General features: G+C 38.6%; 23 protein-coding genes. 6 read left to right on the plus strand and 17 right to left on the minus strand.

The window, feature by feature from the left end; genetic code table 11:
• Nucleotides 1-257 precede the first annotated feature (257 nt).
• Entirely contained in the window at nt 258-1,865 is a 1,608-nt protein-coding gene (serA, locus tag MKY08_RS18570; RefSeq protein ID WP_069514668.1) for a phosphoglycerate dehydrogenase, read from the plus strand.
• 454 nt (nt 1,866-2,319) lie between these two features.
• Here serA and MKY08_RS18575 read toward each other — a convergent pair whose 3' ends face one another.
• The 13 genes from MKY08_RS18575 to MKY08_RS18635 all read right to left on the minus strand — a co-directional run bounded on the left by MKY08_RS18575 (nt 2,320) and on the right by MKY08_RS18635 (nt 16,728).
• The gene (locus tag MKY08_RS18575; protein ID WP_081328072.1) at nt 2,320-3,795 is read right to left on the minus strand and encodes an aldehyde dehydrogenase; all 1,476 of its coding nucleotides are present in this window, start codon (nt 3,793-3,795) and stop codon (nt 2,320-2,322) included.
• Between the two features lie 13 nt (nt 3,796-3,808).
• Nucleotides 3,809-4,006: a 2-hydroxymuconate tautomerase family protein gene (locus MKY08_RS18580; RefSeq protein WP_069514674.1), complete on the minus strand. Its 198-nt coding sequence runs from the start codon at nt 4,004-4,006 to the stop codon at nt 3,809-3,811.
• A 16-nt stretch (nt 4,007-4,022) separates the two neighbouring features.
• Nucleotides 4,023-4,814 carry a fumarylacetoacetate hydrolase family protein gene (locus tag MKY08_RS18585; protein WP_069514677.1) on the minus strand — a complete coding sequence of 264 codons (792 nt, stop codon included), beginning with the start codon at nt 4,812-4,814 and terminating at the stop codon, nt 4,023-4,025.
• Between the two features lie 20 nt (nt 4,815-4,834).
• Nucleotides 4,835-5,848 (minus strand): 4-hydroxy-2-oxovalerate aldolase, encoded by a 1,014-nt coding sequence (gene dmpG / locus MKY08_RS18590; RefSeq protein WP_069514680.1) that lies wholly within the window; start codon nt 5,846-5,848, stop codon nt 4,835-4,837.
• A gap of 15 nt (nt 5,849-5,863) precedes the next feature.
• Nucleotides 5,864-6,748, minus strand: coding sequence for an acetaldehyde dehydrogenase (acetylating) (locus tag MKY08_RS18595; protein ID WP_069514683.1), 885 nt, complete (start codon nt 6,746-6,748; stop codon nt 5,864-5,866).
• Between the two features lie 2 nt (nt 6,749-6,750).
• Nucleotides 6,751-7,539, minus strand: a complete 789-nt coding sequence (locus MKY08_RS18600; RefSeq protein ID WP_069514686.1) for a fumarylacetoacetate hydrolase family protein — start codon at nt 7,537-7,539, stop codon at nt 6,751-6,753.
• A gap of 10 nt (nt 7,540-7,549) precedes the next feature.
• Nucleotides 7,550-8,029 carry a flavin reductase family protein gene (locus MKY08_RS18605; RefSeq protein ID WP_069514689.1) on the minus strand — a complete coding sequence of 160 codons (480 nt, stop codon included), beginning with the start codon at nt 8,027-8,029 and terminating at the stop codon, nt 7,550-7,552.
• A gap of 92 nt (nt 8,030-8,121) precedes the next feature.
• Nucleotides 8,122-9,087, minus strand: a complete 966-nt coding sequence (locus MKY08_RS18610; protein WP_024362311.1) for a catechol 2,3-dioxygenase — start codon at nt 9,085-9,087, stop codon at nt 8,122-8,124.
• A 20-nt stretch (nt 9,088-9,107) separates the two neighbouring features.
• Nucleotides 9,108-10,646, minus strand: a complete 1,539-nt coding sequence (locus MKY08_RS18615; RefSeq protein ID WP_069514693.1) for a 4-hydroxyphenylacetate 3-hydroxylase N-terminal domain-containing protein — start codon at nt 10,644-10,646, stop codon at nt 9,108-9,110.
• Between the two features lie 170 nt (nt 10,647-10,816).
• Nucleotides 10,817-12,601: a XylR N-terminal domain-containing protein gene (locus MKY08_RS18620; protein ID WP_069514696.1), complete on the minus strand. Its 1,785-nt coding sequence runs from the start codon at nt 12,599-12,601 to the stop codon at nt 10,817-10,819.
• A 295-nt stretch (nt 12,602-12,896) separates the two neighbouring features.
• Complete coding sequence (locus MKY08_RS18625; protein ID WP_069514698.1) at nt 12,897-13,685, minus strand: HAD family hydrolase; 789 nt, start codon at nt 13,683-13,685, stop codon at nt 12,897-12,899.
• Nucleotides 13,686-13,843: 158 nt separating this feature from the next.
• Nucleotides 13,844-14,980: a glycerate kinase gene (locus tag MKY08_RS18630; RefSeq protein ID WP_069514702.1), complete on the minus strand. Its 1,137-nt coding sequence runs from the start codon at nt 14,978-14,980 to the stop codon at nt 13,844-13,846.
• A 242-nt stretch (nt 14,981-15,222) separates the two neighbouring features.
• Nucleotides 15,223-16,728 carry a coproporphyrinogen III oxidase gene (locus MKY08_RS18635; RefSeq protein ID WP_069514705.1) on the minus strand — a complete coding sequence of 502 codons (1,506 nt, stop codon included), beginning with the start codon at nt 16,726-16,728 and terminating at the stop codon, nt 15,223-15,225.
• Nucleotides 16,729-16,906: 178 nt separating this feature from the next.
• Here MKY08_RS18635 and MKY08_RS18640 point away from each other — a divergent pair, with 178 nt between their 5' ends.
• Nucleotides 16,907-17,284: a hypothetical protein gene (locus MKY08_RS18640; RefSeq protein ID WP_141705618.1), complete on the plus strand. Its 378-nt coding sequence runs from the start codon at nt 16,907-16,909 to the stop codon at nt 17,282-17,284.
• Between the two features lie 152 nt (nt 17,285-17,436).
• Here MKY08_RS18640 and MKY08_RS18645 read toward each other — a convergent pair whose 3' ends face one another.
• The 3 genes from MKY08_RS18645 to MKY08_RS18655 form a co-directional block, all read right to left on the minus strand.
• Nucleotides 17,437-18,099, minus strand: coding sequence for a ribonuclease H family protein (locus MKY08_RS18645; protein ID WP_069514708.1), 663 nt, complete (start codon nt 18,097-18,099; stop codon nt 17,437-17,439).
• 163 nt (nt 18,100-18,262) lie between these two features.
• Nucleotides 18,263-18,607, minus strand: coding sequence for a YlbF family regulator (locus MKY08_RS18650; protein ID WP_024362319.1), 345 nt, complete (start codon nt 18,605-18,607; stop codon nt 18,263-18,265).
• Between the two features lie 15 nt (nt 18,608-18,622).
• Nucleotides 18,623-19,765, minus strand: coding sequence for a DUF445 family protein (locus MKY08_RS18655; RefSeq protein ID WP_069514712.1), 1,143 nt, complete (start codon nt 19,763-19,765; stop codon nt 18,623-18,625).
• 221 nt (nt 19,766-19,986) lie between these two features.
• On the opposite strand from MKY08_RS18655, the gene MKY08_RS18660 reads away from it, so the two are divergent.
• The 4 genes from MKY08_RS18660 to MKY08_RS18675 all read left to right on the plus strand — a co-directional run bounded on the left by MKY08_RS18660 (nt 19,987) and on the right by MKY08_RS18675 (nt 23,557).
• Complete coding sequence (locus tag MKY08_RS18660) at nt 19,987-20,190, plus strand: YheE family protein (RefSeq protein ID WP_024362321.1); 204 nt, start codon at nt 19,987-19,989, stop codon at nt 20,188-20,190.
• Nucleotides 20,191-20,360: 170 nt separating this feature from the next.
• Nucleotides 20,361-20,771 (plus strand): hypothetical protein, encoded by a 411-nt coding sequence (locus MKY08_RS18665; protein WP_069514715.1) that lies wholly within the window; start codon nt 20,361-20,363, stop codon nt 20,769-20,771.
• 459 nt (nt 20,772-21,230) lie between these two features.
• Nucleotides 21,231-22,574, plus strand: a complete 1,344-nt coding sequence (locus MKY08_RS18670) for a hemolysin family protein (protein WP_256093288.1) — start codon at nt 21,231-21,233, stop codon at nt 22,572-22,574.
• A gap of 74 nt (nt 22,575-22,648) precedes the next feature.
• On the plus strand, nt 22,649-23,557 hold the full coding sequence (locus MKY08_RS18675; protein ID WP_069514721.1) for a cation diffusion facilitator family transporter: 909 nt from the start codon (nt 22,649-22,651) through the stop codon (nt 23,555-23,557).
• Nucleotides 23,558-23,615: 58 nt separating this feature from the next.
• Here the strand turns inward: MKY08_RS18675 and MKY08_RS18680 are convergent, their stop codons facing one another.
• Entirely contained in the window at nt 23,616-24,362 is a 747-nt protein-coding gene (locus tag MKY08_RS18680; protein WP_069514724.1) for an effector binding domain-containing protein, read from the minus strand.
• Nucleotides 24,363-24,430 lie beyond the last annotated feature (68 nt).

Here is a 24,430-nt window from a genome sequence, read left to right on the forward strand (position 1 = left end):
CACGTTACGCATATAGCTAAGACTGCAACGGAATCTTTTCGTTCAGTGATTAAGGGTGGTACCGCGAACCTATATTTATTCAGCCTTTCGCCCCTTACGACACAATACCTGTGTTTGTAAGGCGTGGAGGGCTTTTATATTGTTTCGAATAAAGAAAGGAGATTGTTTGCATGCTGTAAGATGCCGCAATATTACAAAATCCGGACTGTCCCATATAGACACCACTAATAATTTTATTTAAAAGGAGCTAATTACAAATGACAACTGCAACAAAAACTATTAACGTATTTATCGCTGACCCACTAAGTGAAGATGGTATTTTCCCACTACGCCAAGAGAAAGATTTAAACTTAAACGTTATTATTGATACTGGGCTAGCACCAGAGGAATTAATTGCAAAAATCGCTGATATCGACGTATTACTTGTGCGTTCTCAAACTACTGTGACACGTGAAGTAATCGAAGCTGCAAAAAATTTAAAATTAATCGGACGTGCCGGTGTAGGCGTTGACAACATTGACCTAGCTGCTGCAACAGAGCATGGTATTATCGTAGTAAATGCTCCAGATGGTAACACAAACTCTGCAGCTGAACATACAATCGCCATGATGACTTCTCTTGCTCGTCACATTCCACAAGCTTTCAACACACTGAAAAACGGTAAATGGGACCGTAAATCATATGTTGGGGTTGAGCTTAAAAATAAAACATTAGGTGTTGTTGGTTTCGGTCGTATCGGTGTAGAGGTAGCTTACCGTGCAAAAGGGCAACGTATGAATATTATGGCATACGATCCATTCTTAACTGATGAACGTGCAATTGAATTAGGTGTGACAAAATCTACTGTAGAAGAAATTTGTGCTGCTGCTGATTTCATTACAGTACACACACCATTACTTCCTGAAACACGTAACCTTATTAACAAAGAAAAATTCGCTATGATGAAAGATGGCGTACGCATCATTAACTGCGCACGTGGTGGTATCATCAATGAAGACGATTTATATGATGCGATTGTAGAAGGCAAAGTAGCAGGTGCAGCACTAGACGTATTCGTTTCTGAACCAGCAACTGATCATAAATTACTAACTTTACCACAAGTAATTGCAACACCTCACTTAGGTGCATCTACAATTGAGGCGCAAGAATCTGTAGCGGTTGACGTTTCTAATGACATTATTAAATTCTACAAAACAGGTACAGTGACAAACCCAGTTAATATGCCTTCAATTCCAAAAGAACTTCTTGCACAAGTAGAACCTTTCTTTGAATTAGCTGAAAAACTTGGTTCATTCTTATCACAAGTAACAGTAGAACCAGTAAAAGAGATTAACTTATCTTATGCTGGTGAAGTAGCAAATTACGACGTACGTCCATTAACTTCTAATGCTTTAAAAGGATTACTAGCTAAAAACCATGGTAACCACGTCAATGACGTTAATGCTCGCTACTTATCTGAACGTATCGGCATGAAAATTAACGAACATAAAACTACTACTGCTAAAGGCTTCACAAGCTTAATTACGATTGAAGTAAAAACAGCAAATGAAACACATACAGTAGCTGGTACATTACTAAATGGCCTTGGCGCACGTATTGTAAAAGTAGAAAACTACGTAGTAGACGTTGTACCAGAAGGTCACCTTCTTTACATTAAAAACACAGATAAACCAGGTGCAATTGGACGTGTGGCAACGAAGTTAGCTGAAAAAGACATTAACATCGCTACGATGCAAGTGGGACGCGCTGAAATTGGCGGAACAGCTGTTATGATGCTTACTATTGATAATGTTGTGACAGAAGAAGATTTAGCATTCGTTGCACAACTTGAAAACATCGACGAAGTAAAAGCAATTGATCTTTAATCATTAAAATACGTAGAAGCTGGGACAAAAGAGAAAAAGTGTTAGATTGAACCCAATCAATCTAACACTTTTTTGCTATGTCGTTGTTGTCCGCTTCGACGGTGCTTTCCGCGGGCACACCGTAAGCCGCAACCCTCGCTAACGCGCGGTCTGTTGCGTCTTACATTGCGTGCTGTTCCCACAGGAGTCACCGCCTCCGCTACCAACAACTAGTGAACACTTCTAATTTTTTATTTATTGCAAAAGCAAGAATAGCTAAGTTCTACATAATAGCAAAAATTTATGAACACCTTTCCTCTGTTCCTTAAATTATTTTAGTTATGTTCCAACCTCTTTCTAATTCACAAAAAAGCGTTTATTGTTGCGAACAGGTTTGGACAAAAAGAAAAAGTGTTAGATAATCTAACACTTTTGGCTATGCCGTTGTTGTCTGCCTTACTTTTTGTTTGGGATGTTATTTTAACGCAATACAAATATTTTTTGCTTCGGTGAAAAATTCTAGACTATGGTGACCACCTTCACGCCCTACGCCGCTCTTTTTAAAACCGCCAAACGGGGCACGTAAGTCGCGTACAAACCAGCAATTGACCCAAATTGTTCCCGCCCGCACATCATGTGAAATACGATGTGCACGTTGTAAATTTTCCGTCCAGACCACTGCATTCAATCCATATTCTGTGCCATTTGCAATCGCTAATGCTTCCACTTCTGTGTCAAATGGAATAATCGTAACGATTGGCCCGAAAATTTCCTCTTGGCAAATACGTGCTTGAGCATTTTCCTGCAAATATATAGTCGGTTGTAGGTAATAACCCGTGCTTAAATGTACTGGTAATTCAGGACGTTTGCCGCCATAAATAAGCGTCGAGTTTTCATATTCAGCAATGCTTAAATAGCTAGTTACTTTGTTGTAATGGGCTTGACTTACGACTGGCCCCATATTCGTTTTAGCATCTTGCGGATCGCCAACAACTAATGCTGCAGCCGCTTCTTTAAAGCGTGTGAGAAATTCATCTAAAATAGTACGCTGCACTAAAATACGTGATCCTGCTAAGCATACTTGACCCGAATTCATAAATGCTGCCTGAATGGAGACAGGAATGGCCTTATCTAAATTCGCATCTTCAAAAATAATATTAGCTGCCTTTCCACCTAATTCAAACGAAACCTTTTTTAATGAATCTGCACCATTTTTCATTATAGCTTTCCCTGTTGTTGTTTCCCCCGTAAAAGAAATTAAATCAACTTCAGGATGCGTCGTCATAAATTCTCCTGCTGACTGAACACCAAAGCCATGCACGACATTAACGACCCCATCTGGAATACCAGCCTGTTGTGCAATCTCTCCAAGTAACGATACGGTTAATGGAGTAATTTCTGCTGGTTTAATAACTGCCGTATTCCCTGAAGCTAAACAAGGCCCAAGCTTCCATGTTGTCAGCATAAAAGGTAAATTCCATGGAGTAATTAATGCAGCCACCCCAACTGGCTCATACCGCGTATAATTTAAATACGCATCGTCCATTGGATATACCTCACCACCTTGATGCTCCATAAAATCCGCAAAAAACTTTAAATTTTCTGCTGCCCGTGGTATTTCACGCTCTAACGCTACTTGGTAAGGCTTCCCTACGTCTAATGCCTCTAAGCGAGCTAACTCTTCTTTGCGTTCGATGATGATTTCAGCCATCCGACGAATTTTTGCACAACGTTCCGATAGTGGCATCGTGCGCCAAGGTCCTTCTTCAAAAGCTTGACGTGCAGCTTCACAAGCACGATCCACATCTTCAAAACTGGCTTCGTGAACTTTTGCAATAATTTCCTGAGTCGCTGGATTTTTCACCTCAAACAATGTTTGAGAAGAAGATTCTACATATTCTCCATTTATGAATAGTTTAACTTCCTTCAATTTCGTTTGTGTATTTGCCATGATAGACCACTCCTTACTCTTCATTTTGTCGACGTTGGATGGACTTTCCTGCAATCCCCCAATGAGAACTTGGGATTTCATTTAAACATACACGAACCGTTTCCAGTGGAGCATCAAGTACCGAAGAAACGGTTTTACTCATTTCTTCTATTAATAGTTCCTTCTGTTCTTTCGTTCGCCCCTCAATAAACGTTACTTGAATAAATGGCATCTCGGCTCCTCCTTATTTATCGCTCTACTTGAACGGATAATGATTCCATTCCGTCAAAACTGACAGTAAAGCTATCTCCTGCATGCATTGTGGCAGAACCTGTTAATGCGCCACTAAGTACAATATCTCCTGCTCGAATATGCTGACCACGGGCAATTAATTTATTCGCCATCCATGCAATGGCTCTTGCTGGATGCCCCATAACGGAACCTGCTGTACTCGTCGCAATCATTTCATCATTTTGTGTAAAAATACAGCCCATATTAACCAGATCCACTTCATTCACTGCATATTTTTGCGAACCCACTATGTAGCGAGAGGAAGAGGAATTATCAGCGATTACATCTGGCAATGTAAAATGGAAGTTTAAATAGCGACTATCAATTATTTCCATGGCAGGTGCAACATAGGCAGTTGCTATCAGTACGTGCGCGACAGTCACTACTGGGCCGACTAAATCTTCCTTAAACACGAAGGCAATCTCTGGCTCAATTTTGGGGTGAATAAGTGATTTTAATGATATTGGATGTTGGGCATTGACCGCCATATTCGCTAATAACACGCCATAAGTAGGCTCATGCACTCCCATCATTTGCTGTTTAGCTTTGCTTGTTAAACCGAGCTTAAGTCCCGAGATGGATGTTTGCTCATGTTTGCACTTTAGTTCAATAAGTTTGTCTTGAATATCATAAGCTGTTTCAACGGTTAATTCTGGATAGCGCTCGACAAACTTCGTAACCTCATACACATCCCGCTCTGCTAAATACAACGCATATGCAATTTGATCTAGCGTATCGGTTTTCATCATCGCTCGTTCCTCCATTCTCTTTATACTGACTGTTTCACATCTGCTATGTTACGTGCAATCTCTGCTATTAAATCTTCCTGACCACCTACTGCTTTCATTTTGCCAAGTTCTACTAAAATTTCGCGTTCATCTACGTTATATTTTTTCGCTGCTTCTTGAGTGAATAGTAAAAAGCTTGAGTAAACGCCTGCATAGCCCATCATTAAGCTAGACCCTGTTATTTCCTGTGGTCGTGGCATAAATGGCGCTACGACTTCATTGGCAACGTCGATTGTTCGATATAAATCAATGCCTGTTTCATAGCCTAGACGGTCGAAAACCGCTACCATTACTTCTGTTTGAGTATTTCCACTACCAGCACCTAAACAGCGTAAACTACCATCCACATACGTAGCACCTGCTTCGACTGCAGCCATCGTATTTGCCATAGCAAGTGATAAATTATTATGGGCATGGAAGCCAATTTCGCAAGAAACATGCGATTTTAGTGCAGCTACCCGCTCTTTCACCTCATGGGGGAGCATGGCACCTGCTGAATCTGTCACATAGATAATTTCAGCTCCATAACTTTCAAATAATTTCGCCTGCTCCACTATTACTGACGTCGGAGCCATATGTGCCATCATTAAAAAGCCGACTGTTTTCAATCCTAATTCTCGACTTAAATAAATATGTTGACCAGCAACATTTGCCTCCGTGACATGCGTTGCAACCCTCGCCATGGTAGCGCCCACCTTCACAGCATTTTTTAAATCTTCCTTTAGACCAATTCCAGGTAATATTAAGACTGAAATTGCCGAATCACCACATTCTTCTTTTGCCGCCGCTATTAACTTCAGTTCATCCACTTTCGAAAAACCGTATTGCAAAGAGGAACCACCTAATCCATCCCCATGGGAAACCTCAAAGTATTTCACTTTTGCTTCTCCTAAACCTCTTGCAACATCTCGCACTTGCTGCTCCGTAAATGCATGGCGCATTGAATGACTGCCATCCCTCAATGTCACGTCTAAAACGGTTAGTTGTTTTGTCATCATCCTCACCTCCAATTAGTTCGACTTGACTGTTCCATGTTGCAGCTTAGCCATTTGATTTCCGACTTGCACTGCTGCCGCTGTCATAATATCGAGGTTTCCTGAATACGGTGGGAAAAAGTCTCCCGCCCCCTCAACTTCCAAAAAAACTGATATTTGTTGACCTTCAAAAATAGGCGCACTCGTCATGCGATAACCCGGTACATATTGTTGTACAGCGTTCACAATCTCTTCAATAGCCTTTGTAATTTCCTCTTCCTTGCCACCTTCATTCACTAATACATGTACGGTGTCACGCATCATAATTGGCGGCTCTGCGGGATTTAATATAATAATGGCTTTCCCTTTGTTTGCACCGCCTACTTCCTCTAGCGCACTAGCTGTTGTGCGTGTAAATTCATCAATGTTAGCCCGTGTGCCAGGCCCTGCACTTTTACTCGCCACCGTTGCCACAATTTCTGCATACGTAACATCCACCACTTGATTAATGGCATACACAATAGGAATCGTCGCTTGCCCCCCACAAGTCACCATATTGACATTGTCAACCGCCACGTACTTTTCCAAGTTTGCACACGGCACAACAAATGGACCAATAGCCGCTGGTGTTAAATCGACTATCTTTTTGCCAAGTGCCAGTACTTGTTCACTGTGCGCAGTATGGGCATTAGCAGTTGTTGCATCAAACACAATATCGAAGAGCTCTGGGCATGCAACTAAACCCGCAATACCATTTGTAATGGTATGATAGCCACGATCCTTCGCACGCTGAATGCCATCCGATGTAGGGTCTATTCCCACCATTACACTCATCGTTAAATACTCACTGCGCTCAATTTTGTACATTAAATCTGTCCCAATATTTCCAGAGCCTAAAATGGCAACTTTCAATTTGACCACTTTTATTTCTCCTCCTTTCTTCGAAACGTGGCGGAAACAGCACCAAGATGAGCAAAGTCCGCTGTAAAACTATCTCCATCTTCTATCGTTACGGCTGATGTTAATGCGCCTGCTAAAACCATTTCCCCTGCTTGCAAGCCAATATGGTATTTACTTAGCTTATTAGCAAGCCATGCTACTGCCCGTAGTGGATTTCCCATTACAGCAGCCGCTGCTGCACTATCAAAAAGCTCGCCATTGCGATAAACATTCATACCAATATGCGGTAAATCTACCTCAGTCAATTTTGTTGGTGTGCCGCCAATAATAACCATTGCGGAAGAACCGTTATCTGCTACTGTATCTTCAAAATTAATTTTCCAATCGGTAATACGACTATCAATAATTTCTAAAGCTGGCACAATATAATCTGTCGCTTCGATAACATCCATCTCCGTAATAGAGGGCCCATATAAATCCTTCTTCAAGATAAATGCTATTTCAAATTCCAACTTTGGCTGAATAAAATGATTGAGAGAAATGGTTGCACCGTCCACCTCAACCATATCCGATAAAATATGACCGTAATCTGGTTCTGTTACTTGAAATTGTTGTTGCATCGCCTTGCTTGTTAAACCTATTTTTTTACCGATAATTTGTTTGCCCATTTGTTGCTTTGCTGCAATTTGAAGTAATTGAATCGTATAAGCGTCATCGACAGTAATATCTGGTACAGTGGACGTTAATGGGGCAATAGGTCGCTTTGCTTCTTCTGCTTCTAATAACTTCTTTGCATAAAGTTGTCTATCCATTGTCAACCTCCTAAGCCTGCATTGTTGTTTCCACTGCAAGTGAGCCGTATCTTCCATTGAAAAATAGTAACGGCTCTCCATCTTCTAGTTGAATGTCCTTTACACTGCCGATAAATAAAGTGTGGTCGCCTTCAACATATGTGCTCGCTACCTCACAGCTAATTTGTGCAAGCGCGCCCTCAATTGTCGGGGCCCCTTGTAAATCACTGAATTGGACCTCGCGCTTTTCTTTTATTTGGCCGGCAAATAACATAGATAATTCTTGCTGTTGTGCAGATAATATATTGACTGTAAATGTCCCACTTTGCTTGATATGCTCCAGCATTGAAGCCTTCTCCCCAATCGAGATCACTACTAGTTTTGGATTAAGTGAAACAGACATGAACGCATTTGCCGTCATGCCATGAATAGTGCCATTCACATTTGTTGTAATGACAGTTACACCTGTTGCAAATTTCCCCATTGCATTTCTAAAAAGACGATCATCCATTACATAACCTCCTCATCAATTAGTGCTGTCTCAAATACTAAAAAGTAGTAGTTAAGACAGCTATTTAGGCACGCTATTTATTACTCATCTATTTATTTCACTGGAACTTTCACTGCACGATCAGGTGTGCCATATAAGAAATACTCATTAGGTAGAGGTGAGCCATACCAAATAATCGCCTCGTCTAACTCATTTTCGCGCCAAGTGATTGGCTTCCAGTCAGGGTCGAAAATAAGATAACCAGAGTCACCAAATAATTCTACTCGGTTTCCACCAGGCTCCATTACATACATGAAATACGCTTGACTTACACCATGTTTTCCTGGGCCCGCTTCTATTTGAATTCCGTTTTCTACGAAAATATCCGCTGTATCCATTAAATGCTGTGGATAGCCATACCAAAATGCAATATGATGGAAGCGACCACTATTACCAGTTTGATCGTTCATTAATGCCACTTCATGTACTAATGGGCTCACACTCATCCACGCACCAATTTCTTCATTATTATTCAAGACAATTTGTTCACGTAGCTTAAAGCCTAAATGTTCAGACATAAATTCACGATTTTTTGCTACATCTCTACACATTAAGTTGATATGATCTAAACGTCGGGCAGGGACACCCATTAATGGTCGTTTTTGTGGACGGCTTTTTAATAATGTTTTTTGATCTTCCGCTGGCTGGAAATAATCTACTTCCCACAAAATTTCTTGTTTATGACCATCAGGTGTAACAAATTGATAAGCACGACCATGCCCTAAATCGCCATCAATCCAACCTTTTCCATAGCCGCTTTTCTCTAACGATGCAACCCTTCGTTCTAACGCTTCAGGTGAACTCGCACGCCATGCCGAATGTCCAAGACCTGCTTCTTTACCTTCTGTTAACTTTAATGTGTGATGATAAAAATCCTCGTACCCTCGTAAATAAACCGATTGCCCCTCACGCGCAGTAATTTGTAAGCCCATATAGTCGGTGAAAAATTTTAAAGATTCCTCTGGTTTCGGTGTAAAAAGCTCCACGTGCGCTAATTGTGCTACATCAAAATTTGTCATCCATCATTCCCCCTGATTTTTTATTTATTTGTAAAGTAATTCACATCATCCGGATTTACCCAAGTCGGGTCTGTCCAACCCGTTAAATCATAATCAGCCATACATTGCTCAGCAAAAGCGATAAACTCGTCTGTTTTCCCGCTTCCCTGTGCACCAAACAACGTTTGTAATCTTATGTCTTCATGGTTTCCAGCGTAATTTCGTTCATATAGCTCACTTCGACCACCGAATTCTGTACCAATGGCATCCCACAGTAGCTTGATTGTTTTAATTTTTTCAAGAGCCTCAATACCATTTGAACCACGATAAAGCTTATCCAATGTTGGACGGAATTCCTCATTTAAAAAGTCTCTAGCACTGGATGGCTGCACAATTAAATTCCCTGCTACGATTTGCTGGATGATGCCTTTAATCTTCGGCCAGCCTTCCTGCAAAAATACGCGATAGGCTAAGCCACCATTTAAATTTGGAATGACAATGCCATTCTCTTTTTTCTCTGGATTCAGCGCCATCGCATCGCTTAATGACCAGAACATATGACGCCATGCCATAATCTCACCAATATGCACTTGAACACCTCGGAATTGATCCGTACCTGCTGTCTTTAATGCCTTTAGCAAGACACCGATAATAAAATCTAATTTCACAGCTAAGCGTGTGACACCTTGGAACGTAAAGCGATTAATGAAACCGCTTTCTACAAAGAATGAAGTCGTCTTCTGCATATCTTCATAAATTAAAATATTTTCCCACGGAATAAGAGCTTGTTCGAATACAAGTACTGCGTCATTTTCATCGAAGCGGCTACTTAATGGGTAATCAAACGGACTTCCCATAATCGCAGACGTCATTTCATATGAAGCACGGCTTATAAGCTTCACTCCTGGTGCATCCATAGGTGCAATAAAAACCACCGCAAATTTTTTATCTTTGATAGGTAAACCATACGTACCAACGAAATTGTAGTTTGTGATTGCAGAGCCAGTAGCCACCATTTTTGAACCACTGACGATTAAGCCCTTATCCGTTTCACGCTCTACTTGAATAAATACATCGCCGACTTCATGCACGTCTTTATGGCGGTCCACTGGTGGATTGACAATGGCATGATTGAAAAACCAATTGCGCTCTTGTGACTCTTTATACCAACGCTTTGCATTTTCTTGAAAAGGTGAATAGTATTCGGGATTTCCTCCGAGCGTTGCAAGGAAGGATGCTTTATAATCTGGTGTGCGTCCCATTTGTCCATAAGTCAGTTTTGCCCAAGCAACAATTGCGTCTCGCCCTTGAATTAAATCATCTGCGCTCCGTGCTGCTCGGAAATACTTATGTGTATAACCCCCGCTCCCCGTATCCGTTTCACAAGTTAAAATATCTTTGTATTGCGGGTCATGCATGGCATCATATAAACGTGAAATCGATCGTGCTGAATTTCGAAAAGCTGGATGTGTCGTGACATCCTTCACACGTTCACCATGTAACCAAATTTCCCGACCATCCTTTAAACTTTCTAAATATTCCTGCCCTGTCAATGGCTTCGTACCTTGTTGAACAACCATTCTCTTCCCTCCTACAAATCTTTTTTCTTGTTTGACATGTCTATTTCAATTTAATACTTTTTGAATTTTTAGATAATTAACAAAAAGTATAGTCTTCTCTTTTTTTTCTTTAAAATTTGAAAGAAATTTTCGTATAAACTAGAAAAAGCCAGCAAAATCGCTGACTTTTCTCACTTTTTATTTTCTAAAGTTTTAATTGCATAATAAATTTTCAATGCCAAATGACAGCGAAAACGGCCATCCCCTGTACGCATGTCTTCCTGCAATAATGATTCAATTTTTTCCATTCGATAACGAAAACCAGGGATTGATAGATTCAAAGCTTTTGCAGTTTTATTGACGTTACCGCTATGGTTTAAAAAGACTTCTAACGTATGGACAAGTGTTGCATGATTTTGCTCATCATATTCTAATAACTGACCAAGTACCTCTTTGTAAAACTGTAAAAGCTCTCTTGGATTTGTCGTTTTTAAAAATAACATAATATGTTGGAAGTTTTCGTAAATGGCCGCTTGTGACTGTTGTGGCGCTGCGTAACGTAAAAATTGGCATATTAATTTCGCATCGTTATAGCTATTCCCGATTTCTTCTAACTTCTCTGCATTTTTTCCTACGCCTATTTGGAAAGTTGCTTGCTTAAAGCGCTCCATTACCCTTTTCGATAAGGCACTAAGGAAGTTCGACATATATTGAACATCTTTCTTGCAGTCTTCAAGAATAAGCAGTACTTCCTGATTTTTAATAAAGCACTCCACGTTTAAATACTCAGTCGCTAAAAAGCTATGCACTATTTCTGGTTCTTCATGTTCCATTGTTATAACGATAACACGATTATTTTTACTCGGATCAAAATAAAAAATATTTCGTGCTTTTTTAATAAGCTCCTCCGAGAGAGCTTGTTGACTCATAACTTCATCTAAAAAATCCGATTTTTTCTTCCACTGCGATTGTGCAATTTGTATTTGCGTATATAAATAAATCGAAAAAACCGTTACAGCACGTTCAATAATCATTTCCTGTTCACGTGTTAATGCTTTGTGACTTAAAATTACCAATGTACCCAATTGTTTTTTCATCGTCATAATATCATATTCATGGCGAAACTCTTTTTTCTTACGACTCGCTTCTATATAAACTCGTTCATCGTCTTCATGCATAAAATAGTAACCAATTGGTTTCATTAAGTATCTTCGTTCCACAGTTACACTGCATTGTAACGCATCACTTAACAGGTATAACAGCTGGTTTAATGTATATCCTTCAAGCATTGCATGTGTCATTTGTTTATGAATTGTGTCTGAATGCACAATGGAATTATTAAGACTTTTTAACTCATTAAATGTATTATCTAATTCATCAGCTAACGAAGTATCTTGAAAGTAGCGCAATATTTCCAACTGTTCTTCAGTAGCGTGCTCCTTTGTCCGTACAACAAATTTACAATAATCATCGCATTTCCCTCGACATTTCTCCTCAAAAACGACAATCTCTTTTGGATACGTTTTGGCTAAAAATCCTGCTACATAACCGATTAATGTCCAACAAACACTTTCATCACTAAAACCAAAATGGCGGACATGTTCCTCTGCCTCGTAAGAATGAAACCATTTCCCTTCCATTTCGAACTTATCATTAGTTATTTCCAATACATCAATTTGTACACTGACAACGCCCTCTAATGTATGAATGGCAGCCCCAGCCCTAATTAACTCTTTTAACTCTTTCCAGTTGTACATTTTCTCGATAGAGCCACCAGCACTGTAGCCACATGCCCAGCCATATCGTAATAAAAAACCTTTTGCACGCTCCATATTCAAGGTTTGAATAATATCACGTCTAAAAAAGCCAAGCGCTTCAGCTGACTTTAAAATCATTCGATTCCCATTGAATTTTATAATGCCTGAGCGTGGATTAATATCTATAGCATTTTCAAACACTAAACGATTTGCTTTCATGAATAGGCACCCCCATAAACATGCTGTTTTCTCCCATCATGTTTTTACTGTCTACACATTTTCCCTTACTACTACGATTTCCCATACGAATAAGTAAGCGTTTTCTTGACATTAAACAAAGAAGAGCACAAAAGCGTTGCCAGATAGATAATTCGAAGATTTAAAGTGTTTAAGTTTACTAACAATCATAGTATATTTTTAGTTTTCAGACAATTTAAATTACTAGACGCCAAAATGTTTGCATAAAAAAAGTACTGACCATTTAAGAATCAGTACTTAAAAAATAGTAAAGATATTAAAGTTCTTGTACAAGCTTTAATAAGGCTGTTAACGAATCTACCTCAAAGGTTGGTGTTACATTCCCAGTTAGTTTGTTGTTTTCACGGTTAATCCACACATTGCGCATGCCCACTCGAGAAGAACCTAAAATATCCGTATTTAAGTTATCGCCAACCATAATAGCATCGTTAGCAGTAATGCCCGCCGTTTCCATTACATGCTCAAAAATAGAGGCATCAGGCTTTCCTTTACCAAAGTCACCAGAAATAATGATATGGTCGAAGTACGGTGCGATTTCAGGTGTAATTTCAAGCTTTAAATTTTGTAAACTTGGTGCACCGTTCGTTAGTAATATCAGTTGATATTTGCCTTTTAGCTCATCTAAAACTGCAAACGTATCTTCGTATAAAAAAGGTGAAACTTTGCGTTCAGCTACAAAGCGTTCTCCTAGTTCAGCACCTAACTTTGCATCGTCTATACCAAGTGCCGCTAAACCCTTTGTCCATGCTTCAGTACGATAACCTGGCACAAGTTCTTTCATTTTTTGAAAAGAATCAGTAGGGTCATCAAACGTTCCCCAAAGCCCTTCAAAAGGGTTAATACCGATTAACACTGTATAATCATATGTTTCGTAGCCCTCATAAAGTGCACGTGCTTCTTTGCGCACAGCTTCCTCTAATGCTGCTGAATCCACATTATGTATTGTCGCTGCATATTCACATGTTTTTTCAAAAGCTGTTTTAACAGATTTTTTGTCCCATAACAACGTATCATCCAAATCAAAAATAATTGTATTAATTGACATAGTGTCAGCTCCTAGCTTCTTTTCTACTTGAACAAAAAGCATTCATATCGCTTATTTTAGCATATTTTCAAAATAGTTAGCATAGCTTTTTGAGCAGGTTCTCGCTCCTACAAACATCATAATTGTTTGCGTGACTGACACTGAAATACAACATCTACTCATCCGCCATTTTTCATGTAATGCTCAACTAGTTGTTTTGTTTTCATGCGAATGAAACGATATGGTTCTTGCATTGCCTGCACAACAGTAGTCGATTCATCTACTAGTGATTCCACAACGGTAAAATGCTCCAGCAAAGCAGGCTTATGTTCTTCATCAATAGCACCAGACAATAGCACGACATGTGCATTTGTTGATTTTGCAGCTAGTGCTACCCCCAATGGCGCCTTTCCATGTAATGTTTGACGATCCGATTTCCCCTCACCAGTAAAAACTATTTGAGCGTCTAGTAGATGCCTTTTTAACTGTACAGCCTCTAACACAATATCTATGCCTGCTTGGAAAGTGCCATTTAAAAAGGCAATTAATGCGCCACCAACGCCTCCTGCCGCACCAGCTCCTTTATAATCGTGTAAACGAATGTGAAATTGTCTTTCTACAATATCTGCAAAACGTTTCAAACACTCATCAAACAAAGCAATTTCATGCTCTTTGACACCCTTTTGCGGACCAAAAATTGCTGTAGCTCCGCGCTCTCCAACCAAAGGATTATCCACATCACAGGCAATAGTAAATGTTGCATCAGACAGACGTGCATCGAGTTGACTACTATCAATGGATGCTAAATCTAGTAATCCCGACACGCCATTAGCAATGGATGAACCATCACCTTTCCTAAATTGCAGCCCAAGTGCCTTTAATAGACCAATACCCGCATCGTTAGTAGCACTGCCACCAATACCGATAATAAACTGACGAAAACCTTTATCCAGTGCAGCCTTAATTAACTGCCCCGTGCCATACGTTGATGCGAGCTCTGGGTTTTTTTCGCTGTCCTGCAACAGCAGAATACCCGAAGCTTGTGCCATCTCAATAACACAGGTTTCATCATCCCCAAGCACTCCATAGTTTGCTTTAATCATTCTACCTAGCGGATCAAGTACACTTGCTGAAATATATCTCCCGCCCGTTGAAGCAATAAGTGATTCTAATGTACCCTCTCCTCCATCCGCTATTGGTAAAATAACGGTCTTAATTGTTTGATCTACATCCAAGACGCCTGCCTGCATTGCATTTGCAACCTCAAATGCAGATAATGTACCTTTATAAGAATCTGGACAAATAATGACTTTCATTTTATACCCCCACTCTGTTCATATTTTCCTTCGTGTTAGCAATCAGACAATCCTATAAAATATTAAGCGCTTACAAATTATTATAATGATAATAAATTCAGAAAACATTAAAATGACCTGCACATTTCGTTGATTCCTAAGGGAAGGTTGTGCAGCGATTTGTCCTGCCTTTGTGGCGATTCACAAACTTTTAAACAGCAAAAAGTGTTAGATTGGTCACAATCAATCTAACACTTTGCTCTTTATGCATGATATAAATCATTTAATAGCTCAATTTTTTTACCTATGGCTTCTTCAAACGTCATGATATAAGCCGCCGGATCTTTTGGATTATGGAACTGTGTAATCTTCCCTGTCTCAGGGTGAACAAATTTAGAAGATGCTCCGCAGCCAATACCTAAAATCGTCTGCACTTCCTCCATAATGACAATATTATAAATGCTTTCTTCGCCTGCTTTACTATAGCCTACATTTTCTAAATTACCTAAAATATTTTTTTGACGGTATAGATAATAGGGAACATAATCATTTTCCTTCGTCCATACTTGTGCCATCTGCATCATTTCTGCTACCGTATCGCGATCAGCTACTTTATATTTATCTTTATTACGCGTCATTTCTGAAGCACGCTTAAAGGATAGCGTGTGCACAGTTAACGACTCTGGTTGCATTTTTGCGGATTCCTCTAACGAATGTTGGAACTCCTCTGTCCCTTCATTGGGCAAGCCAATAATTAAATCCATATTAATATTATTCATACCGGATTCACGTGCTAACCAAAACTTATCAACCGTTTCTTGTACCGTATGATGGCGTCCGATTGCCTTCAGTGTTTCATCTGTATAAGACTGCGGATTAACACTAATTCGATCAATGCCCCATTTTTTTAAAACAGCTAATTTTTCTGGTGTAATCGTATCCGGGCGACCAGCTTCAACTGTTACCTCTCGAATCGTTTCAGGATGTGGGAAAGCGTCATACATCGTTTGATATAATGCGTCCATTTCATGTGCTTCGATTGAAGTTGGTGTACCCCCGCCCCAATAAATAGAAGTTATGGTCATATTATTTTCTGTCAGCCATCTACCCATTTCACGTAATTCAATGTGTAGTCCATCTAAAAACGTGGTTACACGCCCCTGCTTACGATTACTACCAATCGCATAGGCTGGGAAAGTACAATAAGCGCATTTGGTTGGGCAGAACGGAATGCCAATATAAACGCTAATCTCTTTCCCGATATGATCTAAGTCAGGAATTGTGACTAACTGTCGTTCAACAATGTTTTTCAACAATGCTACCTTTTCCTCTGACAATCGAAAATCACGAATTAACACTTCCGCAATTGCTGCGTCATCCATACCAGCCTTACGGAATTTATGATAGAGCTTTGTCGGACGGACACCTGTTAAAATACCCCATTGTTGATGCATCCCCGTATGTTGCTCGAGCACATCTAAAAATACATGCGATAATGCACGTTTCATACGTATATTTTGCTCACGTCCAACAGCTTCTGTCGCATATTCAATATGGTAATCATTTGTATAGCGTTTACCATCAACCTCTAATACCGCGCTTGTATAGACAGTAAAATTAGCATCAACGCGGTAACTGAATGCAACGGACATCTCGGCTTCTTGTGCATTTGTACTTAACTTCGAATCCTCAAAAAATAAATTCGCAATATGATTTAACACGCGAATCCAATCTTCAGGATACTTTTGATCTATTTGAATAATTTTCATCGTATTCGCTCTCTTCTTTCAATATTCCAATGTACTTTGTTCAATAAATGGATTGCCTCAATAGTTTAACAAATTTTATTAATGATAAGCAAAACTGCCATAATAACAGAATATTCCGTCTAATGATAGACATATTAAGTACTATTACTTATAATTTTTAAAAAAGGTGGTGTTGATAGTGGTTCTAGTTAAAGACAAGTATTCTCCTGTTTCTAGCTTCATTGAGCAATTAGAAGTGGCTTTCCATCATTTTGATTTACAACGCTGTGATGAAAAAACTCTGTATGTGACCATATTACTGAAATATCGTGGGCAAAAAGTTCTTTGTGATTTGATTTATCTTATCAATCAACAAGAAATGTACGGTGCTATCTCTATCAACGAGCATTATAAACACGCCCGAAACTTTATTCAACAACATTTTCGCCATATCCTTCTCTATTCGGATGAATTACGTTTAGCTAAAAACTTTATGCATACATTTCATTTCAAGCAAGCTTTACAGCAATTCGCCAAAAAGTATCCAAAGTATATAACAAATAAACAACTCGTATAGGGCAAGTAAGAAAGCACGAAAACTCCTACCTAAAAACATCCCAAGACTCAATATGTATGGTCAATAAAAAGACTGAAGACAATGTCAAATTTCTTTGACCTAATCTTCAGTCTTGAGAGCTATCAGTAATTTTGACACTGCTCTCTAGTGTGTTATTCCTTTATCATTTCACTCACTCCTGTAATATCAATACCGTTTAATGCTTGTGTAGCCAATCTGTCCGCTTCAGTATTTTCTTTTCTTGAAATAAGTTGATAGTCTGCTTGCAGACCAAGCTCGCTTAGTTTTGCATCAATTTTATCTGCCCAGCCTGACAAATCCTTTTCCAGAGCTGGCCACTCGCCAGTTAGCTGATTAATAACTACTTGCGAATCGCCTACAATCTGTATCGGTAAATGGTGAGCATTTAATAATTCAAGCTCTACTAAACCTAAATATAGCGCGGCATATTCTGCCTCATTATTTGATTTAAGTTCCGAAGAAAATGCATTTTTTCTTAATCTATAAGGCTTACCATTTTGCTCATAATAAATAGCACACCCAAGACCAGATTGTCTCGTTGCACGGTCAAAGCCCCCATCAAAATAAACAGTAATGTTATGAGGTTCTGTTTCAACTTCCTTTAAATATGCCTTAAGCTCCTTAATAGACCAGTTCGTATCCTGACGGTCAATAAATTGTAGTGATTTGACACGTCCAGTACGTTCCATATCCTCTGCCAACAATAAAGCTTGTGCTGCCGGCATTTCTTCTGACCTTAATACTGTTCCCGCACCCTTTGGTGTCTTATAAGCCCATTCAATTAAAACATGCATGACATTCCCTCCTTAATATATAACCTACGATTAGCTAAAGTGAAAACGTGTCCCGAATAGCCGAGACACGTTTTCCTACTTACTTTGTTATATGTGCAAATAACCGTTTATTTATTCGTCGCAACACGTAACAGACTATCGACAACTATTTTTTCTGACTTACTTACATGCCTTCATACAACGACTGTATCGGTTTTACTAAAATGCGATTTACTTCTTCGATTACACCACTAAGCTTCATCTCTGCCTCCAGCATCGCTACAATTTTCTCATTTTGTTGCGCAAGCTGAGCAGTTTTTTGTGCATAAATCAGTTCATCTTCTTGTAAATCCTCACCAGCCATTTGTTTTTTCTGTAAATCCACCTGAATTTTGCGGAAGTTTTGGAATAACTTTATCGCATCTTCATCTGCTTTCACGACAGCTACTGCCGCTTCCAATGCTTTAAACTCCTCTGTTTTACGGAAAGTAGCCTCCAAAGCATTAATTTCATTATAAATATTAACCATTCTTATTTCCCCTTTCTAAATCAAGTAGACAATTAAACCTTGCACAATACCAATTAAACCACCAAGAACTGCACCTAGCACTGTAATCATTTTAAATTCACGTTTGGAAATACCAAGTACAAGCTCTTCTAGTTTCGATACTGGGAATGAATCCACTTGTTCACGAACTACTTCTTGTAAATTTAAACGTTTTAGTACATCTTCTAATTTATCTTCCGCTCTAACAAATGCTTTATCAATTACTTGAGGTATTACCGTTTCCCTCATCCAAGAACTACCTGTTGGCCAATAATAGGAAATAGGATGCTGTAAGCGTTCTGTTACTGCTAATTGTTCTTTTACATAGCTTTGTAAATTTGCCAATATCGGTTCAAAGTCAATATCCCCTAAATAATCCATAGCTGGTCGATCCTTTAACTTCTCCCACTCTTGCGTAAAAATGTTTGTCAGAAGCGATGTTGTACCTGGGGCTTGTAAAAACTTTACAAGCTCGCGTTGTACTTTGCCGACAAGTGATGAGGAATCCCCTAAAAACATATTAATCATACCGCCAAGTGACCCTTTTGACGATAAAAAGTCATCAATCATTGCTTTTATCGTCATCTCGCCTGCGGGTGATAAAAAATACTCCTCACCCTTCTCTAAAATATGTCCCACTGCTAATGGAATTTTAGCATCAATCGTATTTTGGATGTCCTCCGATAACAGTGTACGAATTGATCTCGTAGATAATGTATTCTTTACTGATTCAAATTGTCCCGCTACAATTCGTTCTACCTTTTGTTCAATAGTGGCAGGCATATTGGAGAAGCCTGCTAAATCTAACCAGTCCTGAATTGTTTTATCGTTCGTGAAAAATGTCTCTTCCACTTTTACTTGTGCAAATTGTTCAACTTTATCTTGAATATCTTTAGAGAAAAATTTCTTTCTAAACGTCTCAGGTGTTAATAAATAATTTACAACTGTAAGACCAAGTTGTTTCGCTAGTTCATCACGTCTCTTTGGAATAAGACCCGGTGTAAATGGTACGCGCCAATTTTTAATATAGATCGCTTCGTGCGGTCGAAAAAGCATTTTAATCGCTAGATGATTTGTTATACCACCGATTGCGGCGCCGATAATTGCCATAAATAATAATGTCACTAAAAAATTGTCCATTAGCATCCTCTCATTTCAATCGTATTCACATTTGGCGTAATTTGTCGCCTATTGCACTCATTATAGCAGAGCAATGAAATCCAACGAAAGAAATACCCTCCATTTTATTACGACAAAGCATAATTGTTCCTATCAAAACATCATCCGATATTGTTTAGTTGCAATATTACCACTATCCTTGAATAATATTAAATACATATCATTAGAAGTGGGGTTTGTATATGATTCAGCATTTTAGCTTTAAACCTTTATTTGAAAATACACAGCTTCCTGGATGGGCCATTTCCTTTTTCTATCAACGTGAACGTTACGCGGCAGAATATTTAAAGGATGGCGTCATCCAATGGATTGGTCCTATTCCTCCACATGAAGAAGATGTTAAAAAAATGATTCATGAGTTAATGCTCTTCCATATTTATGACTAAAAAAACCAATATATTTTTGCCTTTGTCTAATTAAAAACGCCTAATTTTTACTATTAAAAACACTGCTATTATACGAAAAGTGTCTGTTTATATTGATATTCCTGTATTTTTCTTATACATTTAATAAATGAATTTAATTCTAAATGTTTTATATGCAGGGGGCTATTTCAATGAGTAAAGTCGCACTTTCTGATGACTTAAACAACTATAATACAAAAGCATTAATTCGCGCTAAAGTAAAAGAACTTTTTTCCGAATTTTCCGCAAAAATTTTCGAGTTAGTCGATGAGTCTAGTTCAATCGATAGTAAAAAATTTGAAGCACTATCTGGATACAGTAGTAATTTTTACAGTGAGTATTGCAGCCAACTAAAAGCTATTTTTGAATCTCCAAGTGCTATAGGAAAACGTTCCATTAAACATTTATACTTATCTTACAATGGGAAACAGTATATCCTAACACAACAAGGACTAACAGAAAAGGCTCCTATCACCATCTCCACACACTTAGACACGATTCCTTTAAAAGAAACTGTTCATGATGTGGAAAAAGCTTGTCTAAAGTTGCGCTTCCAACAGTAAATAATTATTGCCTTTTTAGAAATACATATTATAAAAGTGTCCGTACATGTGCTTCTCGTTCGCGCAAAAAAGGTTGCCTCATATGAGACAACCTTTTTTTGTTGCATATTAAAATAATTCATTTAAAAAAATCCGCAAGTAAAGCTCTCTTGAGATTTTTGACGTGTCGTTTTATATGAGATGCAAATGCTTCTTTCTCTAAACAAACTATCCTTGCTCCATTTAAAGTTAGCATAATGCCAATTGATTTTCAATCATTTGTCATCTGAAAGTATCCGTTTTCTTTATTCGCAAATTCATCTTAAAATAGTATAAAAAAGTCGTTGTCAATATTTGTGTTTTAGTTACAAATAACTTATGATTAAAACATCCAACAATTTTTTAAATCATAGGAGGTGTACACTTTGTTTACTTCCCTCATTTGGGCGGGGACAAAGGAATTATTTGGACGGAGACATATTGGAAATAACCATTAGGTTGGCGGCATTCGCCCTACTAATTATAATGACAGGATTTTTCGTTGCAACTGAATTTGCAATCGTAAAAGTGAGAACTACCCGCATCGATCAATTACTCGCAGAAGGACATAAAAAAGCGAAAAATGCAAAACGTGTTGTATCGGATTTAGACGAGTACTTATCTGCATGTCAGTTAGGTATTACCATTACAGCACTTGGACTTGGCTGGCTAGGTGAACCTACATTTGAAATCATTTTACATCCAGTGTTCGAGTTTCTAAATCTGAGCGGTAGCATAACATCTATCCTTTCATTTATACTTGCATTCTCAATCGTCACGTTTATGCATGTAGTTATTGGGGAATTGGCGCCAAAAACTTTAGCCATCCAAAAAGCAGAATTTGTAACATTAAACTTTTCTGGTGCATTAATTTTATTCCACAACATTACTTATCCAATCATTAAATTATTGAATGGCTCTGCACGTGGTTTAACAGGTCTATTCGGTCTTAAAATGATGTCAGAATCAGAAGTTGCACATACTGAAGAAGAATTGCGCATGATTTTGTCAGATAGTTTAAAAGGTGGAGAAATTAATAACGCAGAATATGAATATGTTAACAGTATCTTCGAGTTCTCAGATCGTCTTGCAAAAGAAATCATGGTGCCACGTACTGAAATCGTCGGTATTGAGAAAGAACTTACGATTAAAGAAGTATTTGATTTAATGGGTGTGGAGCAATATACTCGTTATCCAATTATCGACGGGGATAAAGACCATATTATTGGTTTAGTCAATATGAAGCACTTATTAACTGCTTATATTAAAGACCCTGCAAATGGTGATAAATTAGTAATTGACTATATGCAACCGATTATTCGCGTGATGGAAACTACGCAAATTAACGAATTGTTACTCAAGATTCAACGTGAACGTATTCATATGGCTATTTTAATGGATGAGTATGGTGGTACATCAGGTCTTGTAACCATTGAAGATATTATCGAGGAAATTGTCGGGGATATTCAAGATGAGTTTGATGAAGATGAAATTCCAGAAGTGCAGGAAATTGCAGAAAATCATTTTATTTTAGATGCAAAAATGCTACTAGAAAACGTCAATGATATGCTAGGTACTGACATAGAAGATGATGATATCGATACGATTGGTGGTTGGTTCATGACAAAGCGTTTTGATGCAATCGAAGGTGATAGCATTGAAGAGCAAGGTTATGAATTTACAGCAAAAGAATTAGATGGTCACCACATATTATACTTAGAAGTTCTGAAATTACCTGAACTTGATTTAACAAATGAAATCGAAGAATCGAAAGACGATAAATAAAAATGCAAAACGACTCCCTTTCATATAAGGGGGTCGTTTTATAATGCCCGAAAGTTTTGCGAGGAGGAAACAAAATGGAGCTCTATACAAATTTACGTCAAGGGGAAAAAGGAGCTTGGCTATCAATTGCCACTTACTTAATACTGAGCTCAGTAAAACTAACAATTGGCTATATCGGAACATCAGAAGCTTTAAAAGCAGATGGATTAAACAATACAACGGATATCATCGCATCCATTGCTGTTTTAATCGGCTTACGCATTGCTCAAAGACCTCCAGATTCAAATCACCAATATGGTCATTTACGAGCTGAAACTGTTGCGTCACTCGTTGCCTCATTTATTATGCTAATCGTCGGCTTACAAGTTTTAATTGCTTCTTTACAAGGACTATGGGAGCCATCTGGCACAACACCATCTTTGTTAACAGCATTTGTTGCAATCGGAAGTGCAGCCGTCATGTATGTTGTCTATCGTTATAATTTAGCGCTGGCAAAAAAAATACGAAGTGCGGCTGTAAAAGCTGCTGCCTATGATAATCGCTCGGATGCGCTGGTCAGTATCGGTACAGCCATCGGGATATTCGGAGCAATTTTTGGCTTTCCAATTATTGATACATTAACAGCCCTTGTTGTCGCTTTTCTAATAATTAAAACTGCTGTAGAAATATTTTGGGAAGCAGTTCAAAGTCTTACAGATGCCTTCGATATTGATGAAGTCGAGACATTATCGGTATTAATTCGCAATGTTAGTGGTGTTATTGAGCTTTTAGATTTCAAAGGGCGTGCGCATGGGAATATGTACTTTATCGATGTAACAGTGACTGTCAATCCTTATTTAAATGTCTTTGAAAGTCATCGTATTACAGAGGAAATAGAACATACCATTATGCGCGAAAATCGCTTTTGTCAGGTGCTTGTGCATATTGAACCGCATATCGAAGAACTACCTCCAACAAGCAAAAGCCAGTCACCTACCATTTGATGGTAGGTACTGGCTTTGTTGTATTATGTCACTCGCGTTTTAACTAGCAGTATTGTATTTACTTAATTGCAATATAAATATCCACCTGTGCCTCATGAGACTGGGCACATCGTTCATCATACAATTCAAAGTCTCCACTATACGTTCGTTCTACTTCCGTAGTATTGGCAAACCAAGCCCAAATATCTTGCCAAGCTTGGATTACAATATCCGGCATTAGCCCTTTTTCTGAAGTGAACACTAAATATTTTGATGCGGGAATTGTTTTTATCACCATACCTGTTGGAACTTCAACGTCAGCCGATACCTCCACTCCAAGCGTGAGTGTATATTCTCCGTTCACATCTGTTTCGTAATCTGAATACAGCCCATACATGCCGGCATTGTTTTGTGGACTTGGTAGTTGACCTGCAATATCTTGCTGGTAATAAGTGGTCCATAATTGCGGTATTTTCGCTTGTGTCGTGATTTCGTTCGCATTATTCGTTTTTGCTGAAATCCCAGCGATATGAAAGCTTTGTTTTTCTTTCATAACAGGTTGTTTGCCAGTATCTGTTCTCCATCTTTTTAAACGTGGTAAAAAGGAAGCTAACATTTGTCGTGCTTCTTCTTCTGCCATCCCATCTTCCTTTAAATGAGGTACACATATGTCAATCATTTCATGAATAGTTACATTCGGCTGTTTAAACGCTCCTAATTCGTAACAATATGTGCAATAGTCCCGACAAACTTGCCCTTCTTTTTCTGTTCCAAATAATTTTTCATGCACTAATGGCATCCCACAGCTTTGGCAATAACTTTGCATAGTTTACGTCCACCCTTCGTTTAATTTGTTATTACTATAACAAAGCAAACTTGACATCTGTATGTCAT

This window comes from Lysinibacillus sp. FSL M8-0337 (assembly GCF_038593855.1).
Taxonomy (GTDB): domain Bacteria; phylum Bacillota; class Bacilli; order Bacillales_A; family Planococcaceae; genus Lysinibacillus; species Lysinibacillus sphaericus_D.